This is a genomic window from Apibacter sp. HY039 (assembly GCF_004023655.1).
GTDB lineage: Bacteria > Bacteroidota > Bacteroidia > Flavobacteriales > Weeksellaceae > Apibacter > Apibacter raozihei.
This window is the reverse complement of record NZ_SAYM01000001.1, coordinates 419176-438074: the sequence shown is the minus strand read 5'-3', so window position 1 is coordinate 438074 and position 18899 is coordinate 419176. Positions and strand designations below refer to the sequence as shown.

General features: G+C 30.9%; 16 protein-coding genes. 13 read left to right on the top strand and 3 right to left on the bottom strand.

The window, feature by feature from the left end; translation table 11 throughout:
- The first annotated feature begins 1 nt into the window (after window position 1).
- The 7 genes from EQ921_RS02045 to EQ921_RS02015 all read left to right on the top strand — a co-directional run bounded on the left by EQ921_RS02045 (window position 2) and on the right by EQ921_RS02015 (window position 6661).
- On the top strand, window positions 2-673 hold the full coding sequence (locus EQ921_RS02045; RefSeq protein WP_128330375.1) for a ComF family protein: 672 nt from the start codon (window positions 2-4) through the stop codon (window positions 671-673).
- A 65-nt stretch (window positions 674-738) separates the two neighbouring features.
- Window positions 739-960 carry an acyl carrier protein gene (locus EQ921_RS02040; protein WP_128150713.1) on the top strand — a complete coding sequence of 74 codons (222 nt, stop codon included), beginning with the start codon at window positions 739-741 and terminating at the stop codon, window positions 958-960.
- Between the two features lie 66 nt (window positions 961-1026).
- Window positions 1027-2082 (top strand): hypothetical protein, encoded by a 1056-nt coding sequence (locus EQ921_RS02035; RefSeq protein ID WP_128330374.1) that lies wholly within the window; start codon window positions 1027-1029, stop codon window positions 2080-2082.
- A complete protein-coding gene (locus tag EQ921_RS02030; RefSeq protein WP_164875560.1) occupies window positions 2075-2992 on the top strand; it encodes a polysaccharide deacetylase family protein in 918 nt (305 codons plus the stop codon). The genes EQ921_RS02035 and EQ921_RS02030 overlap by 8 nt, the downstream gene beginning before the upstream one ends.
- Window positions 2993-3075: 83 nt before the next feature.
- Window positions 3076-3426, top strand: a complete 351-nt coding sequence (locus EQ921_RS02025; RefSeq protein ID WP_128330372.1) for a T9SS type A sorting domain-containing protein — start codon at window positions 3076-3078, stop codon at window positions 3424-3426.
- A 222-nt stretch (window positions 3427-3648) separates the two neighbouring features.
- A complete protein-coding gene (gene lon, locus EQ921_RS02020; protein ID WP_128330371.1) occupies window positions 3649-6054 on the top strand; it encodes an endopeptidase La in 2406 nt (801 codons plus the stop codon).
- 139 nt (window positions 6055-6193) lie between these two features.
- Window positions 6194-6661, top strand: a complete 468-nt coding sequence (locus tag EQ921_RS02015) for a DinB family protein (RefSeq protein WP_185144501.1) — start codon at window positions 6194-6196, stop codon at window positions 6659-6661.
- A gap of 96 nt (window positions 6662-6757) precedes the next feature.
- Here EQ921_RS02015 and EQ921_RS02010 read toward each other — a convergent pair whose 3' ends face one another.
- Window positions 6758-7717, bottom strand: coding sequence for a YafY family protein (locus tag EQ921_RS02010; RefSeq protein WP_128330370.1), 960 nt, complete (start codon window positions 7715-7717; stop codon window positions 6758-6760).
- Window positions 7718-7819: 102 nt separating this feature from the next.
- Between EQ921_RS02010 and EQ921_RS02005 the strand changes: the two genes are divergently transcribed.
- Complete coding sequence (locus EQ921_RS02005; protein WP_128330369.1) at window positions 7820-9622, top strand: hypothetical protein; 1803 nt, start codon at window positions 7820-7822, stop codon at window positions 9620-9622.
- A gap of 142 nt (window positions 9623-9764) precedes the next feature.
- On the opposite strand, the gene EQ921_RS02000 is transcribed toward EQ921_RS02005, so the two are convergent.
- Complete coding sequence (locus EQ921_RS02000; RefSeq protein ID WP_128150699.1) at window positions 9765-9992, bottom strand: hypothetical protein; 228 nt, start codon at window positions 9990-9992, stop codon at window positions 9765-9767.
- A 110-nt stretch (window positions 9993-10102) separates the two neighbouring features.
- Between EQ921_RS02000 and EQ921_RS01995 the strand changes: the two genes are divergently transcribed.
- The 4 genes from EQ921_RS01995 (at window position 10103) to EQ921_RS01980 (ending at window position 16964) form a co-directional block, all read left to right on the top strand.
- Entirely contained in the window at window positions 10103-10798 is a 696-nt protein-coding gene (locus EQ921_RS01995) for a helix-turn-helix domain-containing protein (RefSeq protein WP_128330368.1), read from the top strand.
- Window positions 10799-10965: 167 nt separating this feature from the next.
- The gene (locus tag EQ921_RS01990) at window positions 10966-11655 is read left to right on the top strand and encodes a helix-turn-helix domain-containing protein (protein WP_128150695.1); all 690 of its coding nucleotides are present in this window, start codon (window positions 10966-10968) and stop codon (window positions 11653-11655) included.
- A 332-nt stretch (window positions 11656-11987) separates the two neighbouring features.
- Entirely contained in the window at window positions 11988-14621 is a 2634-nt protein-coding gene (gene clpB, locus EQ921_RS01985) for an ATP-dependent chaperone ClpB (protein WP_128330367.1), read from the top strand.
- Between the two features lie 447 nt (window positions 14622-15068).
- On the top strand, window positions 15069-16964 hold the full coding sequence (locus tag EQ921_RS01980; protein WP_128330366.1) for a TolC family protein: 1896 nt from the start codon (window positions 15069-15071) through the stop codon (window positions 16962-16964).
- A gap of 56 nt (window positions 16965-17020) precedes the next feature.
- Here the strand turns inward: EQ921_RS01980 and EQ921_RS01975 are convergent, their stop codons facing one another.
- Window positions 17021-17605, bottom strand: coding sequence for a riboflavin synthase (locus EQ921_RS01975; protein WP_128330365.1), 585 nt, complete (start codon window positions 17603-17605; stop codon window positions 17021-17023).
- 205 nt (window positions 17606-17810) lie between these two features.
- Here EQ921_RS01975 and pdxA point away from each other — a divergent pair, with 205 nt between their 5' ends.
- A complete protein-coding gene (pdxA, locus tag EQ921_RS01970; protein ID WP_128330364.1) occupies window positions 17811-18899 on the top strand; it encodes a 4-hydroxythreonine-4-phosphate dehydrogenase PdxA in 1089 nt (362 codons plus the stop codon).

Below are 18899 nucleotides of genomic sequence, written 5' to 3'. Positions count from 1 at the left end.
TATGTGGCAAGAGGTTCTTTCTGTGTTATTTCCTAAAAGGTGCATCAATTGTGATTTAATCATACCCTTCCATCAAAAATTTGTATGTGAAAGCTGTAGTTCTGTTTTACCCTTCACTGGTATTCCATTCTCCAGTGATAACTACCTGAAAGAAAAAATAAACAATCATGTAAAAATAGAATATGCCTCTTCCTTACTAATTTTCAAAAAAAACAATATAACGCAAAAATTAGTACATTATTTAAAGTATAAAAATTGTCCTGAAATAGGTAGCTGGATGGCTGAAATTTGGTTTGAGTTAAACAAAAATAATTCTAATCTTAAACAAATAGACTATGTGGTCCCTGTCCCAATTCATTATAAAAGATTTGAAAAAAGAACGTATAATCAAATAGAATTATGTGCAGAAACCTTATCCAAACTTCTTAATTGTACTTATGAGCCTCAAATTTTAAAGAGGATTTATCATTTGGATTCTCAAACAAACTCTGGAAAATGGGAAAGATTACAAAGAATTCAGGGTGCTTTTCAAAAAAATGTATCTAAGAAAGGTCACTTCCTGCTAGTTGATGATGTTTTAACTACAGGTGCTACCCTGATAGCTTGTGCAACAGAGTTACTTAAAACTGAAGAAACAAAAATAAGTATATTTACATTATCTTCTGCTCAATAAAAAACATTTACACACGATTATCAAATTCAAAAAATACTTAACTTTGTTTCCTAAATATTTATTAAATGAACGAATTTATAGACAAATTTAAAAATCAGCTGGAAGATACATCACTAAACCTGAATCCACAAACCGATTATATTAATTCTGATTTCTGGGATTCTCTTACCGCCGTTACTATACAAATGATGATTGAGGATGAGTATAAGGTAGATATAGCTATTGATGAATTAGCTAAATTTAAAAGTATTGAAGAATTATATAATTCCATACAGTCAAAAAAATAGAAAAAAAATTTTATTTAATCTTTTGAATCATACAAGTAATATCAAATTGAATTATCATTCTTCAGTATGGTAAATTATAGAAATGCCCATATTGGTGATTTTGAAAAAATTGTTTTATTTAATGAAAAAATTTTTCCTTTTATCCCCAGCCAATCTGAATATTTAAAATACAGACTTTTAGACAATCCTAACTCTAATTCTTTAGAATCCGTATACATATGTCTTAATGATGATAAGATTGTCGGACAATCTATCACACTTCCGGAAAAGTTTGCTTTTAAAAATAAGATTTATCCTGGTTATTGGGGGCAGGATTATTTTGTTGATGAAGAATACAGAAAGTTTGGAATTGGAATAGGATTGGCAAAACTATTCATAAAAAAAGACTACTATTTTGGGATGAATGCATCTACGAATGCACTTAAATTACAACAAAAATTAGGATGTAAAATTATTGGAGAACTTAACTTTTTTTATAAACCTACCAGTTACTATCATATTGTAAAATTCTTATTTCATCGTTTTTTTAAAATAAAAAATCCTTCATTACATCAATATAATTTCCCTGATCAATTAAATTTTTCACACTATGAAAATCAAAATTTCAGACTAATTACAAATATTGATGATTTTGTTATTAATACTCCACAATGGAATGAAGAAATTATAGAGACACTGAGAGATAAAGATTTTATGAGCTGGAGATTTTTACACAAAAAAAATCGCTATTATATTTATCAATCTACCATACACACTGATCAAAATAATCCTTCATTTTTTGTTGTCAGACCGGTACGTTGGAAAGCTGTTAATTGTTTAATGCTTGTTGACTACAGATATGATTTAAATAATCCTTCCGAACTCCAAACTATTATAAATAGCGTTACAAAACTATCTGAAAAATTAAATCTATTTGCCATCATTACCTCTTCTTCTTTGACTGCTTGTAACAATATATTATTTAACAACAATTTTAAAAAGCTAAGTTCCACATCAGTATTTAGTACATTTTCTAAGCATATTACTATCGAACCTTCTGATACTAATACAGAATTTCAACTTTCATATGCTGACAGTGATGCAGAGTATTATTTTGGTACTAATAAATTTGTATATGATTAAGATTATTAACTTCCACGAAATAAATGACCCAAAATGGTTTGAAGAAACCATTCAACTTTTATTATCTATGTACAGTCCTTGCAAAATGGAAGACATCCAGAGGTTTTATAAAGGTGAAAAAATAAAGGAAAATTCTTTCTTTATAACTGTGGACGATGGTTGTTTAACAGATTACACTATCATTTATCCAATTTTAAAAAAATATAATTTGCAGGCAGCTATTTTTGTTTCTCCTTACATTCTTAAGTCTGAAACTAATTTTTGGTTTCAAGAAATGGAGGGATATAATGAAAATTATGTTCGACAAATTATTTCAAAAAAATTTAATATCAGCATAGAGTCCATGAAAGATTTTTATCTCTATTCCATGTTAAAAAATATGAAAATATCTGATATTCTTGATATAATTTCAATTTATAAAACAGAAAATCAAATATCTTCAAGGCCTAGAAGGAATATGAATATCTCAGAATTAAAAGAGTTAAACAATTCCGGACACTTTATTATAGGAGCACATACTCTCAATCATCCTATTCTTGCTAATGAATCCGATGACATTGCATATAATGAGATCAATCAATCGATAAATGAACTAAGTGACATACTAAATCAACCCATTAAATTATTTGCTTACCCTAACGGCGTTTTTAAAACAGACTATGGAAAGCGAGAAATTAATTTACTTGAAAACACATCTATTGATTATGCTTTTAGTTTTACATATAAAAAATTAAATCGTAAAGACCTTCTTTATAATATCCCTAGGTTTGGTTTAAGTCACGGTTCTACTTCCAAATTGAAAAAGAAATTAATTGTAGGTGAATATTGGGAAAATCTTAAAAATTTATTATTTAATAATGAGACTAAACATAGAAAACAAATTAAACAGCAAATAGACTTTTTAAAATAATTTTTTTTGGCACAATTAATGTTCTTTAAAATTGTGTTGTTTTGTATCTAAATTATTATTAATTTTGTTAGCATAATATAGTTATGGTGAAAGTTCTATCTTTTATATTTATTTTTCTTTCATTTAACTTGGTAGTTGCGAAAAACGAACTACCAACACAAACTTCGTATATTAATTTTAACGAAAAAACCACACGATCATTGCTGTTCCCTAATCCTGCTACGGATTTTACCATTATAAAAAACACAACATCTACTAAAATAAAAAACATATCAGTTTTGTCTATGGTAGGAAGTTCTGTTATCAACAGAGAAATATCTGACAACAACGCCAGACAAGAACTTAATGTCGCGAAACTTCCTACGGGAAGATATTTTATTAAGGTTTCTTATGCAGATGGCGAGGTTGAAATTCTTACTCTTATTAAAATATAAAAATTTTCTACAAATTGTATGTTACTTATTCTTGCAGCTGTGAGGCAGCAAGTGATATTCTTTTTTATTTGGCATATTAATTGACTTTTGTAAGTAACAGAATATGACACTGTTTTCTTTATACTCTAATTTTCAAAAACATACAGAATTATCATACTCTATATTTATTTTAAATTCAATTAAAGAACAGAAGGTTTGTCATAAAATAAAATATATAACATTATGAAATTTGACATCTTGTCATTAGATCAGGTAATGCAAAATGATAGCGAATTTATTCCGTTATTAAGTCAGGAAGAAGAAGACAAAATGATGAACGAGTCGTTCCAAAATGTACTTCCACTTTTGCCCGTAAGAAATGTAGTTTTATTTCCCGGCGTAGTTATTCCAATAACTGCAGGAAGAACTAAATCTATTAAGCTATTGCAGGAAGCGCAAAAATCGGACAAAATCATTGCCGTTGTCACACAAAAAGACGTCAAAACCGATAATCCACAAATAGAAGATTTACACAAAATAGGTACAGTTGGTAAAATATTGAAATTACTGAAAATGCCTGATGGTAGTTCTATGGTAATTATTCAGGGGGTTCGTAAATTTTCATTAAACAATATTATTGAAGATGAACCTTACATGAGAGCCGAAGTTACTTTATTGGAAGATAAGAAAAAAAAGACAACAAAAAATCAGGAACATTTTAATGTTCTATTGGAAAGTTTAAGAGAAACGGCAATCAAAACTATACATGAAAATCCGGCTATTCCTTCGGAAGCCTCTTTTGCTTTAAAAAATATTGAAGGAAGCACGTTGTTGGTTAATTTTGTTGCATCAAACCTTGATCTGCCTTTACCTGAAAAACAGGAATTATTAGAAATCGATAATCTTTCAGATCGTGCAGCTAAAACTTTAAAGTATTTAAATCTGGAATTACAGAAAATTTCTCTTAAAAATTCCATTCACGATAAAGTAAACACAGATCTCAATAAACAGCAGAGAGAATATTTTCTCCATCAGCAAATGAAAACCATACAGGAAGAACTGGGTGGAGTATCTTATGAAGCTGAAGCTGAAGAAATGAGAGATAAAGCTTCGAAAAAGAAATGGAGTAAAGCTGTTGAAGAGCATTTCGAAAAAGAATTAAATCGCATGGTCAGGATGAATCCTCAAACTCCTGATTATGGAGTTCAAAGAAATTATCTTGAATTAATGCTGGATTTACCTTGGGAAAAATTCTCAAAAGACAATTTTGATATTATAAATGCAGAAAAAGTTTTAGACAAAGATCATTTTGGATTAGATGATGTTAAAGAGCGTATTCTAGAATATTTAGCTGTTTTAAAACTTAAAGGAGATATGAAATCTCCCATAATTTGTCTTTACGGCCCTCCGGGAGTAGGTAAAACCTCCTTAGGTAAGTCAATATCATCTGCTTTAGGAAGAAAATATATTAGGATGGCCTTAGGGGGATTACATGACGAATCTGAAATACGAGGGCATCGTAAAACCTATATTGGTGCAATGCCGGGAAGAATTATACAATCTATTAAAAAAGCTGGGACTTCCAATCCGGTAATGGTTTTAGATGAAATTGACAAAATTACCACCAGCGGGCATGGTGATCCTTCTTCTGCATTGTTGGAAGTTTTAGATCCGGAACAAAACAGTACTTTTCACGATAACTTTCTGGATATAGATTATGATTTATCTAAAGTATTGTTTATAGCTACTGCTAATAGTTTATCTACCATACAACCGGCCCTGTTGGATCGTATGGAAATTATTGACATTTCCGGATATACTATTGAAGAAAAAGTAGAAATTGCCACTAAATATCTTTTACCTAAACAAATATTGGAACACGGCTTAAGCAAAAAAGACTTATCTATAGGTAAAAAAGAATTGGAATTTATTATTCAGGCTTATACCAGAGAATCAGGTGTAAGGAATTTAGAAAGAAAAATAGCCAAAGTTGTAAGACATATTGCCTTGTTGATTACACGTGACACAGAATATAACAAGAAACTTTCCAGAGAAAAATTAGAAGAAATTCTTGGACCTCCCATGAAGCCTGAAGAATCAGAAAACAATACAGTTCCTGGTGTAGTTACCGGACTTGCCTGGACTCAGGTTGGAGGAGATATTCTTTTTATTGAAAGCATTTTATCCAAAGGAAAAGGACTGCTTACTATGACAGGAAATCTGGGCAATGTTATGAAAGAATCTGCAACTATTGCTTTGGAATATATTAAAGCGAATTATGAAAAGTTTGGAATAGATCCTTTAAAATTAGAAGAAAGTAACGTACACATACATGTGCCGGAAGGAGCTACACCTAAAGACGGACCTTCTGCCGGTATTGCAATGTTAACCTCTCTGGTATCTTCATTTACAGGAAATAAGGTAAAATCCAAATGGGCGATGACCGGAGAAATAACTTTACGAGGTAAAGTTTTACCTGTAGGGGGCATTAAAGAGAAAATATTAGCAGCCAAAAGAGCTGGTATTACCAACGTAATCTTATGTGAAGAAAATAAAAAAGATATCAATAAGATTAAACCCGAATACATTAAAGGATTAAAAATTCATTACGTATCACAAATGTCTGAAGTAATTGAACTCGCTTTGTAACAGTTCAATGATTATATAAAAGTCCGGTTTTAAAAAAACCGGACTTTTTTTATATAAAAACCTAACTCCATAAATATCACTGACACACAGTTGTCACTCCCCTCTTTTACCTTTGTATTATAATTATAAATACACAATTATGAAAGATGGCATTTTAAATCCTGCTCAATTATTAGAATATTTTCAGGGACACCGAAGAGTTACCCGGAAAACGATTGAAAAATTCCCTGAAAAAGATTTATTTGAATTTTCAATCGGAGGCATGAGGCCTTTTTCTCAAATGATAGAAGAATTATTGGCAATTGCAGGTCCGGGACTCAAACAAATTGTAGAGAAAACTCAAGAGCCTCATGCAGAAAGTTTAGGACTTTCCACAAAAGAAGAAATTCTTAAATGTTGGGATGAACAGACAGAAATAATCAACACGTATTTTAAACAGATTCCTGCAGAAAAATTTCCTGAAAAATTTAATTTGTACGGACAATACAACCTTCCTATAATTCATAGCATTTTTTATTTTATCAATAACGAAATACATCACAGAGCTCAGGGATTTACCTACTTAAGGGCTTTAGGAATAGAACCTCCTTTCTTTTGGGAGATGTAACTTATTATAAAGGTCTTTTTACAAGACCTTTTTTCATTATATAAAGCAATAATCTATATTTTTTTTAACTATAGATTATGTTACAAGAAAATATAACTAAAACCCGTGTTTGCTTTTAATGTTATAGAAAATATTTTTCACAGTAACCTTAAGTTCTTCCGGCTCCAATATAGTTGCATAATCTGCAAAAGATAAAAACCAACGGGGAAATCCTTCATTAATATCAGCAGTTTGAAATGTCATTTCTATCTGATTTCTTACTTCTCTTTCTGAAATAAATCCAAAACCAGTTTTTGCATTAACTAAATATTTAGCCGTTAACTTATCCACTAATATTTTTACTCTAATTTTAGAGCCTGTGCAATATTCGGTTTTATAATCTGACAATTCCCCATGAGTACTGGTAAATTCTTTATCTGTCTGAATGATATTTAATATCCTGTCTGTACGAAATTGCCTGTAATCCTTTCTAAGCAGACAATACCCCATGATATACCAGAAACTATTTTGAAAAAATATACCTACCGGTTCAATTGTTCTACAAGTTATTTCATCTGTAACCGATTTATATTTTATAATACTCTGTCTTTTTGCTACAATACTTTCTAAAACAATCTGTAAAGAGTTTACTATATCTGACCCTGAAAAAGAATTTACAGAACGAATATCAATTCTATTTTCAATACGGCTTACTGCATCTTTCTGACTAGAACGTAACACTGACTTAATTTTAACCATAGCTGAGGCATAATGTGCACCTATTCCCTGATCCGTAAATTTTGTCATTAATTTTTCAGCAGTTATAAAACTAAGTGCCTCTTCTTTACTAAACATAACCGGAGGTAAACGGTATCCTTCCATTATAGAATACCCTGTACCGGCTTCACTTACTATAGGAATACCTGCTTTTTCTAAAGAACGAATATCTCTGTATATGGTTCTTATACTTACATCAAAACGAGAAGCTAAATCCTGAGCTTTTATAATTTTCTTTGACTGCAAAAAGGTCATAATAGAAATGATCCTGTTAAATCTTTTTAAACTTTCATCATTCATAGTCGTTAGTTTACAACTATCAGCAAGATATAAAAAATAAAAAAAACCGTTATAAGATATTTATTTATTGAAAAATAAATTCTATTAAATTATCTTTGAAACATGAATTATAACGAATTAAATAATTATTATCTTGAAATTATAAATAAAGAAAAACAAAAATTAGAACCTTTAAAGAAACAGATTTTTCTTATCGCCTTACTACGTTTTATCTGGACTATCGGCGGAATATTACTCTCCTACATCTTATGGAGTCATACCTTTTACCTGATTAGCAACATATTTATTTTTCTTTTAGGCTTTATTGTTTTATTAAAAATTCACGACAAGCTTTTTTATAAAAAAAATTATGCCCTAACTATGATTCAGCTTGCAGAAAATGAATGTAAGAGTATTAACTATGACTTTAGTCCTTTTGACAGTGCTCCTGAAAATATTCTAACTGAACATAGTTTTTGCTATGATCTGGATTTATTTGGTGAACGATCCTTATTTCAATCAATCAATCGCACCATTACTAAAATGGGTAAAAAATATTTATCTGACTTGTTCTTATATCCATTAAGTGATAAACAAAAAATTATTGAACAACAAGAAGCTATTAAAGAACTTACAGGAAGTCAGCAGTTAATTCATCACTTTAGAGTTATAGGCAACCTTGACAAAAAAGAAGACATAGATACTACAAAGTTTACCCCTTCATTTTCTCATAAAAATCTTTTATATAAAAATAAATTCTGGGAAACTGTATCTTTACTAGTTCCTGTTATTTTTTTGATTACTTTAGTCCTCTGTTTTACAGGTATGCTCCCCTTCATAACATTTATTCCATTATGGTTAATAACATTTGCTTTAAGTTCTTCTTCTATAAAATCTATTCATACTGTCCTGGATATTTTTGATAAAAAAACAGACCAACTTTCCAATTATCACTCTCTATTTCAACTGATCGAAAATCAAAAATTTGAAAGTAATTTATTAAACACTAATCAGAATTTTTTAAAATCTGGTACTACACAAGCGTCTCTTGCCATAAAAAAGCTGGAAAGATATTGTTCCAACATAAATATGGGACTTTCCTATCCGGTGGTCTTATTTTTTAATCCGGTTTTATTCTGGAATGTACGTTATGCTATTAAGATTGAACAATGGATTGAAAAACATCTAAATGAAATTCCTTTATGGTTTGAGGCACTTTCCCGATTTGATGCACTATCATCTCTTTCTGTTTTTAGTTACAATCACCCCGATTATATTTACCCACTCCCTATTACAGATCACTTCAATTTCGAAGGTAAAGATTTAGGTCATCCACTCATACCGAGAGATATTTGTATAAAAAACGATATACAAATTAAAAACAACTCTTTTTTTATGGTCATTACCGGCGCAAATATGGCTGGAAAAAGTACATATCTCAGAACTATTGGAGTAACTCATCTTCTTGCCTGCATAGGTGCACCGGTTTGTGCTAAAACCTTAAATTTCTATCCGGGAAATTTGGTTACAAATTTAAGAACCACCGACTCATTAGTTGATAATGAATCTTATTTTTTTTCGGAATTAAAGCGTTTAAAAATGATTATTGACAGACTAAAATCCGGTGAGCAGTTATTCATAATTTTAGATGAAATATTAAAGGGCACTAACTCAGAAGACAAACAAAAAGGATCTTTAGCCTTAATGAAGCAGCTTATACAATTAAATGGTAATGGAATAATAGCTACACATGATTTAGTTTTAGGTTGTTTAGAAAATGAGTATCCGAATCATATTAAGAACTATCGCTTCGAGGCTGATATTACTCATGATAAATTATCATTTACCTATAAGATGCAGGAAGGTATTGCTAAGAACATGAATGCTACTTATCTTATGAAACAAATGGGTATTACCGGACTCTAAAATGCACAGGAAACAGGAAGGTTGCTTAAGATAAGCAACCCTCCCCATTGATTTAATTAACTATGAAAAATTAATGTATTAAATAAATCATGGTAAAAATAAACATCAAAACCTAGTATTATAAAATATACTCTTACACGATTTAAACAAGCGGTTCGTTCTTATCAATCACAACTTTTTTACGAACCATCGCCCGGTAACGTTTAATAAACCTCTCCCTATTATCAATGATAGCTGTTAAAGCTTCTATAACATCCTCTTTAGCTCTGGCAAATCGAGTTCTTACATTTTCTGGTGTGGTTTTTAGCAATTTAGATGCTAGCACATAATCTCCTACCTCCATTTTTTCTTTAATTTGTTCGATTGTCATAACAATATAATATTTTTTTAATATATTTGTTTATTAATAAACCAAATGTATAAACATTTTGTTTCAAAAACAAATTAAATTACACATAATGTTTATATTTTATATTAAACATGGATAAAAAGAGCATTTTAAGAGAAATAATGAGCTATTACAATTTTAAAAGAAAGTATATGTTTGCTCAGTTTTTAGGAATTTCTTCACAAAGATTATCAAATTGGCTATCTCGAGGAACCTATAATCCCAAATTATTAACCACAAAATGTGTAGAATTTAATCCCGAATGGATTGTTACTGGCAAACAACCTGTTTTCAAAGACGAATATAAAAAAATAGATTTTACTGAGAACCTGGTCGAAGAACCAGAAAACGGAAGTATATATAAAAAACAAAAAGCACAAAATATTCCTTTATATAAATTAAACGCGAACACCAGCCTCAAAAATATCATCAACAACAAAAGCAAAAATATAGCTATAACCGATTTCATACACTTACCAGATCTGGCAGAATGTGACGGAGCAATATATGTTAAAGGAGAATTTATGAGTCCGCTTCTAAAAAGCGGAGATATTATCACATTTAAAACCCTATCAATTAAAAACATACTTTGGGGAGAACTTTACCTTGTTGAAACAACTCTGGAAAACAAGAACATATCTTTAACTATCGGATACATTCAAAAATCAGATATTGGAGACAACTTTATAAAGATAACCAGTGAAAATCAAAATTTAGAGGAATTGAATTTAAATATCAATAAAATAAGTTATTTAGCCCTTATACATTCGAGTATTAGATTTCATTAAAAAGGAAAATATTTCCCAATATAATATCTATTAATGTTTTTGATTTTCTAATTATCAAAAAACAAGATTGTTTACCTGTTATAACAATATTATCGTTTTTTTATTATATTTGTCTAATAATCAAACCGATAAATAAACAATATGTTTATTTAAAAGATAAAAAACGTATGAATATTTCTGAAATTTTAAATAAAATCAAAGAATTTTATGGTATAAAAAAGGATGCAGAATTGGCAAAGATGCTTGACATATCACCTCAGACACTTTCTAACTGGAAAAACAGAAATACATACGACCCACTTCTCGTTTACACAAAATGTGTAGGCATCAATGCAGAATGGCTTCTTACCGGAAAAGGATCTATGAACAGACATGAACCTTTAGACAAAGACGTCCTTATTCAACTGGCAGAAGACACTGATTTTGTTTTTACCCCGGACAAAAACAAGATAATTCCTCTTTACGACCTTGACAATAATGATGATCTAAAAAATATACTGGAAAAGAAAACCGACGACTCTCAAATACTTAATTTTCTCAAAATACCTAATTTAACCGGCTCCGATGGAGCAGCCTACGTTAAAGGCAACTCAATGAAACCTTTGTTTAAAAGCGGAGATATTATTATTTTCAAAGGCATTCCGGTGAGTGATATATTTTGGGGAGAGATATATCTTATTGAAATCGCCTTAGATGATAATACATGTTTTTCAACTATTAAATACCTTCACAAGTCAGAATCCGGAGAAGACAGTATCAGATTAACCAGCGAAAATCCTGCTTATGACTCACAAGACATTCCTCTGAACAAAATAAATGCAATCGCATTGATACGAGCAAGCATCAGAATGCATTAAATAAGTCTTAGTTTACAACTCCTTAATCCCTTGATATTATACTGGTCACAACTTATTTAATTTTATTTAAGCAAACCACACATACAAAAAAAACACTAATTATAATTTTGCTTATTAATGCTAAAATTATAATTTTAAATCATCCACAAAATCATCAAACAAGACTTTTTGTCACTAATTCACTTCCTATTAATTAAAAAAACGACATTTTGACTTATTCAAATTCATAATTATATCATATATGTCATAAATAAATGATTCATAGCAAATTAATTTAACTAATAGCTAATTTGGATCACATTTTGATGAATCTATTTCAGATATTTTAAACTATGGATTTTAATAAATTAACCATCAAATCACAAGAAGCCTTACAGCAAGCACAAGTGATTGCTCAAGGCATGGAACATCAGGCCATAGAGCCTGCTCATTTGCTAAAAGCTCTTTTAGAAAGCGAAGCAAGTGTAATAACATTTATACTAAAAAAACAAAATTCCAATTTAGCATATATAAACTCAGAATTACAATCTATATTAAACTCCTTACCAAAAGTATCCGGAGGTCAATTATATCTTTCACAAAACGCTAATAAGGCACTTAATGATGCTCAGCTTGAAGCAAACAAGATGAAAGATGAATTTGTAAGTCTTGAACATATTTTTATTGGAATTCTTTCTGTTAATGATAAAACTTCCCAATTACTAAAAGATCAGGGAGTAACTAAAAATGGAGTAGAAAAAGCTATTGAAGAAATACGGAAAGGAGAAAGAGTAACCTCTCAATCTGCTGAGGACAATTATAATTCTCTAAATAAATATGCGAAAAATCTAAACGAATTAGCTCAAGAGGGAAAATTAGATCCGGTAATTGGTAGAGATGAAGAAATAAGAAGAGTATTGCAAATATTATCCCGTAGGACTAAAAACAACCCTATACTAATTGGTGAGCCAGGAGTTGGTAAAACTGCTATTGCAGAAGGTATTGCCCATAGAATAATTAACGGCGATGTACCAGAGAACTTAAAAGATAAAACCATTTATTCTCTGGATATGGGAGCACTAATTGCAGGAGCTAAATACAAAGGTGAATTTGAAGAACGGCTGAAATCAGTTGTGAAAGAAGTTACCTCTTCCGAGGGTAATATTATCCTTTTTATAGACGAAATACACACTTTGGTAGGAGCCGGAGGCGGAGAAGGAGCTATGGATGCTGCAAACATTCTAAAACCTGCATTGGCAAGGGGAGAATTACGTTCCATTGGCGCAACTACTTTAAATGAATATCAAAAATATTTTGAAAAAGACAAAGCTCTGGAAAGGAGGTTTCAAAAAGTAAATGTTGAAGAACCTGACGTAGAAGATGCGATAGCTATACTGAGAGGTATTAAAGAAAAATATGAAGCGCATCACAAGGTAAGAATTAAAGACGAAGCAGTGATAGCTGCTGTAGAATTATCAAACCGTTATATTTCTGACAGATTCCTTCCGGACAAAGCGATAGATCTTATGGATGAAGCCTCTTCTAAGCTTAGAATGGAAATGAACTCCAAACCAGAAGAACTGGATGCATTGGATCGAAAGAAAATGCAGCTTGAGATTGAATTGGAAGCTGTTAAGCGAGAAGCAGAAAGCCCTACTTCAAATGAATCCATTAAACAGGCAAATGAAAAGAGGCTGAATCTGGTAAAAGAAGATTTAGCTCAACTTAATGAAAGACGTGATGAATTAAGCGCCTCATGGAAAGCTGAAAAAGAGAGAGCTGAAAAAGTACAGGAAATCAGAAAAAATATTGAAGATTACAAACTGGAAGCGGAAAGAGCGGAAAGAGCCGGAGATTATGGAAAAGTTGCTGAACTGCGCTACGGAAAAATTAAAGAGCAGGAAGAACTTCTCTCTCAGGCAGAAAATGATCTTTCCGATGACAGACCTAGGCTAATAAAAGAAGAAGTTGATTCTGAAGATATTGCTGATGTAGTTGCTAAATGGACTGGTATACCTGTAACTAAGCTGGTACAAAGTGAACGGGAAAAATTATTAAACCTTGAATCTGTTTTACACCAAAGGGTTGTTGGACAACAAGAAGCGATTGAAGCCGTAGCAGATGCAATACGACGAAATCGTGCCGGATTGAATGATGAAAGAAAACCTATCGGATCTTTTCTTTTTCTTGGAACTACCGGAGTTGGTAAAACAGAATTAGCCAAAGCCTTGGCTGAATTTTTATTTGATGACGAAAATTCAATGACCCGAATTGATATGAGTGAATATCAGGAAAAACATTCTGTAAGCAGATTGGTTGGAGCTCCTCCGGGATATGTAGGTTATGATGAAGGTGGACAATTAACTGAGGCTGTAAGAAGAAGGCCTTATTCTGTTATATTGCTCGATGAAATAGAAAAAGCACATCCGGATGTATTCAATATATTACTTCAGGTACTTGATGATGGAAGATTAACGGATAATAAAGGAAGGACTGTAAACTTTAAAAACAGTATTGTCGTCATGACCTCTAATATGGGCTCAAATTTAATACAGGAAAATTTTGAGAATCTTACTCAGGATAACCATAAGGAAATACTTGAGCTAACCAAAAACCAGGTCATGGAACTATTGCGCAAAACTTTACGACCTGAGTTTTTAAACAGAATTGACGAAACTATTGTTTTCAAACCATTAGATAAAAATGAAATCAGAAGCATTATTGATATACAATTAGATTCGCTTAATAAAATTCTCAGTAAAAAGGGAATACATATGAATATGACTGATGAAGCAAAAGATTATATTATGAGTAAAGGTTACGATCCTTCTTTTGGTGCCCGACCTTTGAAAAGACTCATACAACATGAGATTCTTAATCAGCTTTCTAAAGAAATATTAGGAGGAAAAGTAAATGATAACGATAACATAGTCGCAGATTACTTCCCTGAAACCGGTCTGGTTTTCAGAAAAGAAAATGCTGATTAAAAGTCAACGTTAAATAACTTCACAAAAACTCTTTGGGTTACCAAAGAGTTTTTTTTTAACCTATAATTATATCTTTGTAAAAGTCTTATATATATGTAGCTATAAAAACTTCATTCCGTAGCTTTATATAAGAATAGTTTAAAGGAATATAAAAAAAATCATTTATTTTATTTTTTAATTAATGTATATTTACTATATTTGTATAAAGCATGAAGGGGTTCATGTTATATAAGAATAATTCGCACTATAATTTTTTATTAAGGAACTCCCCAAGACATCTGTCGGGGAGTTTTTTAAATTTTAGGCTTTTTTTTATCTATCTTAATCTAACCTGAAATCAAGGCTAAATAAACTCATAAAAAAAATTCAATCTAAATAACTTACCTTTGTAACAATTTTAAAAATTCTTACACTTATTTAATAAAGAATGAAAATTCATTTTACAGAATGAGAATTTACATTATTATAATTGCTTTTTTCATATATGAAATAGCTAATGCTCAAAAAGTATGGTCTTTTAATGATTGTCTTACGTATGCACGTGAAAATAATCTGCAGGTCTTGGCCTCCAAATTGAATGAACAATCACAGGAAGCAAATTACAAAATTGCTAAAAATCAGAAATTGCCGGATTTTATAGGTAATGTAGGTAATGACTTTACCTCCGGTCCTATATCTAAGCAAACGATAGATCTTAAAGAATTAAAAATTAATTCCCGATATAATTATACTCAGGGATATCAAAACAGTTTAGCTTTGCAGTCCTCTGTTATTTTGTATAATAATGGAAACCTAAAAAAAACAGAAGAAAAAAACAGTTTGTTGCTGAAACAGTATCAATATACTACTGAAAAAATAAAAAATGATATCTCTTTACAACTTGTTGGAAATTATTTGACAGTATTGCTAAATAAAGAGCTAAAAATTGTAGAAAAAAACTCTTTAAATACTTATGAACAACAATACGACAGAAATTTAAAATTATATAATGCAGGAAGTATTCCTTTGAGCACTTTATATGAATCTAAAGCTAATCTGGCAAATGCAAAAAAATCATATGAAAATTCCATAATTGAAGTAGATCGCTCACTTATGGTTTTAGCAATGCTTTTACAAAAAGATTACAGAGGGTTTCAAATAGAAGACGTTAAAATATCAGATAATATAAATTCTCCGCTGATCAATGTTCCGGATGTGGTACAATACGCATTTCAAAATCAACCAGAAATTAAATCCGCAGAATTAGGTATAGAAGCAGCCAAAAAAGATATTGATATAGCTAAAACAGCTCTCTATCCTACTATTACCGGTGGTTATAAAGCAAGTACTTCTTATCAGAATTTTTTTGACCGTTCCAGCAAATCATTGAGTGAACAATGGTATGATAATCACATTCAAATGCTCTCAGTCGGTGTAAAAGTTCCTATTTTCAATAAAGGTATAAGTAAATTACAAATTGAGCAGTCCAAGATTAAACAATATGTTGAAGAAAACAAACTTGAACAAGAAAAGCTTACCTTAAAACAAAATATTGAAACTTCATATTTTGATGTTAATTCATCCTTCCAGACTTTTCTTTCGGCTATGGAAGCAGTCGACTCCAACAGAATTTCTTACGAATTTGCTGAAAAAAGTTTTGCTGCCGGAAAAATAAATGTTTATGATTTAAACATTGCCAGAAATAATTATTTCTCTGCTCAATCTCAAATGCTTCAGGCTAAATATTCATATCTGTTTAAATTAAAAATCCTTGATTTTTATACCGGAACTCCATTAAATATTACTTCAGACGAGGATCTATCCGGGAATCAATCCAAAAATCAAAACTTATCTCCTCAACAAATACTTTCAGAAAAAATAGAATCTGAAGAAATGACACAAAACTCTTCTGAAACTGTGTCTTCTCAAGAAAATACTAATAGTGTATTCAATTCAAATACTCTAAAAGACAAAAGCAATGAAAGTGATTACAATGAGAAAAAAGTTACTGCAAACTCTGAAGTAGAAAACATTAAGAAAAGCACAAACATTCCTGCATCCGAGCAAGCAACTGGCAAAACAGTAACAAATAGCTTTGAAAACATCAAAGAAAATTCTTCATCAGGTATAAAAGATGATGTTGTTCCAGCCAACCCGCAAAACATGCCAGCCACTGAAACCAAAGTATCAGATACAAAACCTGCTTCTAAATCTGTAGATGATGAAAAGGCTAAACGTGAAGCATTAATTATGGAGAGACGTGCTAAACTTATGAAAGGAAGTCAAAACGACACAATTTCCAACGATGCTCAGAGAGAAGCCTTGATAAAAGAGAGACGAGCAAAATTAAGTAAAGGTTTATAAAAAATATAGTTGTTCAAAGGATTCTAAATTTAGAATCCTTTGAACTGTTTATTTCATTAAATTTTATAGGCATATAACTTCTGAACATATTTACCTACAATATCAAATTCAAGATTAACTTTATTACCGACTTTAAGATTTTTTAAATTAGTATTTTCCCAGGTGTAAGGTATAATAGCAACAGAAAATTGGTTATTTTGACTATTAACTACTGTCAAACTGATGCCATTTACAGTTATTGAACCTTTTTCAACGGTTATGCTGTCTCCTTCATAAACAAAAGTCAACAGATAACTGCCATCTTGGTTTTCTACTGATTCTAAAACTCCTATCTGATCTACATGTCCCTGAACAATATGGCCATCCAGACGATCCGAAACCTTAACACATCTTTCCAGATTTACAATATCACCGACTTTTAATTCTGAAAAATTAGTCTTTTTCAGAGTCTCAGCAATTGCCGTTATACGGTAACATTCTTCATTGATATCTATTACTGTTAAGCATGTTCCGTTATGAGAAACACTTTGATCTATTTTTAATTCAGTTAAAAAAGGAGCTGATATGGAAATCAATAAATTAGATTCTTGCTTTTCGATATCAATTACTTTACCTGTAGCTTCAATAATTCCTGTAAACATGAGATTGTTTATTTTTTACTCAAAATTACTATATTTTAAACACATTTAAAGTAATTAGCATAATACAATTGTATCCTTCGGGTTGAACTGTGGCTGCACAAAAGTCTTAGAACAGGAATCTTCCTCTTAAATTTTCTTTTTAATAAGACGTTTCAACGTTTATTTTTTTTAATTTTGTTCTCAATATAATATAGCAAAATCTGTGATGAAAAATAATAGGATAAAAGTCGGAATTAGTGTAGGTGATCCTAATGGAATAGGTGTAGAGGTAATTCTTAAAGCCTTACAAAATAAGGAAATTCTTGATTTTTTCACTCCTGTTATTTTTGGCTCTACTAAATTAATGTCATATCAGAAAAACATTTTCGGACTAAACTCCATGCATTTTCAGGGAATTTTTAAACCTGAAGAAGCAATACATGGTAAAATAAATGTAGTAAATCTTTGGAAAGAAAATGTAACTATAGAGTTTGGACAACCTACTGCTGAAGGTGCGCAAATGGCACAATCATCATTAAATGCTGCTTTGGAATCATTACAAAAAGGCTCAATTGATGTATTAGTTACCGCTCCGGTAAATAAAGAAGTTATGCAAACGGAAGAATACAAATTTCCCGGGCATACAGAATTCCTGTCAGATGCTTTAGGAGGAAAAGCTCTTATGCTACTTGAGAATGAGAATTTACGAATAGCATTGGCTACACACGATCTTCCTTTATCTGAAGTAGCTCCTAAACTAAATAAAGAGGTTCTAAAAAAACAAATAAAATCTCTAAATACAACACTTGTTCAAGATTTTTGTATTGAAAGACCCAAAATTGCTGTACTAGGTTTAAATCCTCATGCCGGAGATAACGGATTGCTCGGAAAAGAAGAAATTACAATTATACAGCCTGCCATAAAAGAGAGTTTTGATAGAGGAATTTTAGCATTCGGCCCGTATTCAGCAGACAGCTTCTTCTCAGAAGTACAATATACGGCATTTGATGCTATTTTAGCCATGTACCATGATCAGGGAATAATACCATTTAATACTATTACAGCTGAATATGGAGTTAAATTTACTTCCGGATTATCCTTTATTAGGACAGCACCCAGTCATGGAACAGAGTATTCCATAGCAGGCCAGAATGTTGCTCAGCCCAAATCATTTGAGCAGGCTATATTTGAAGCCATTTCCATTTATAAAAATCGAAAAGAATATATCAAATTAAAAGCTAATGCCTTACAAAAAACTAAAATAGAAGGTATTGATATTGATGAAGATCTTCCTTTGGATGGAGAAGAAATATAA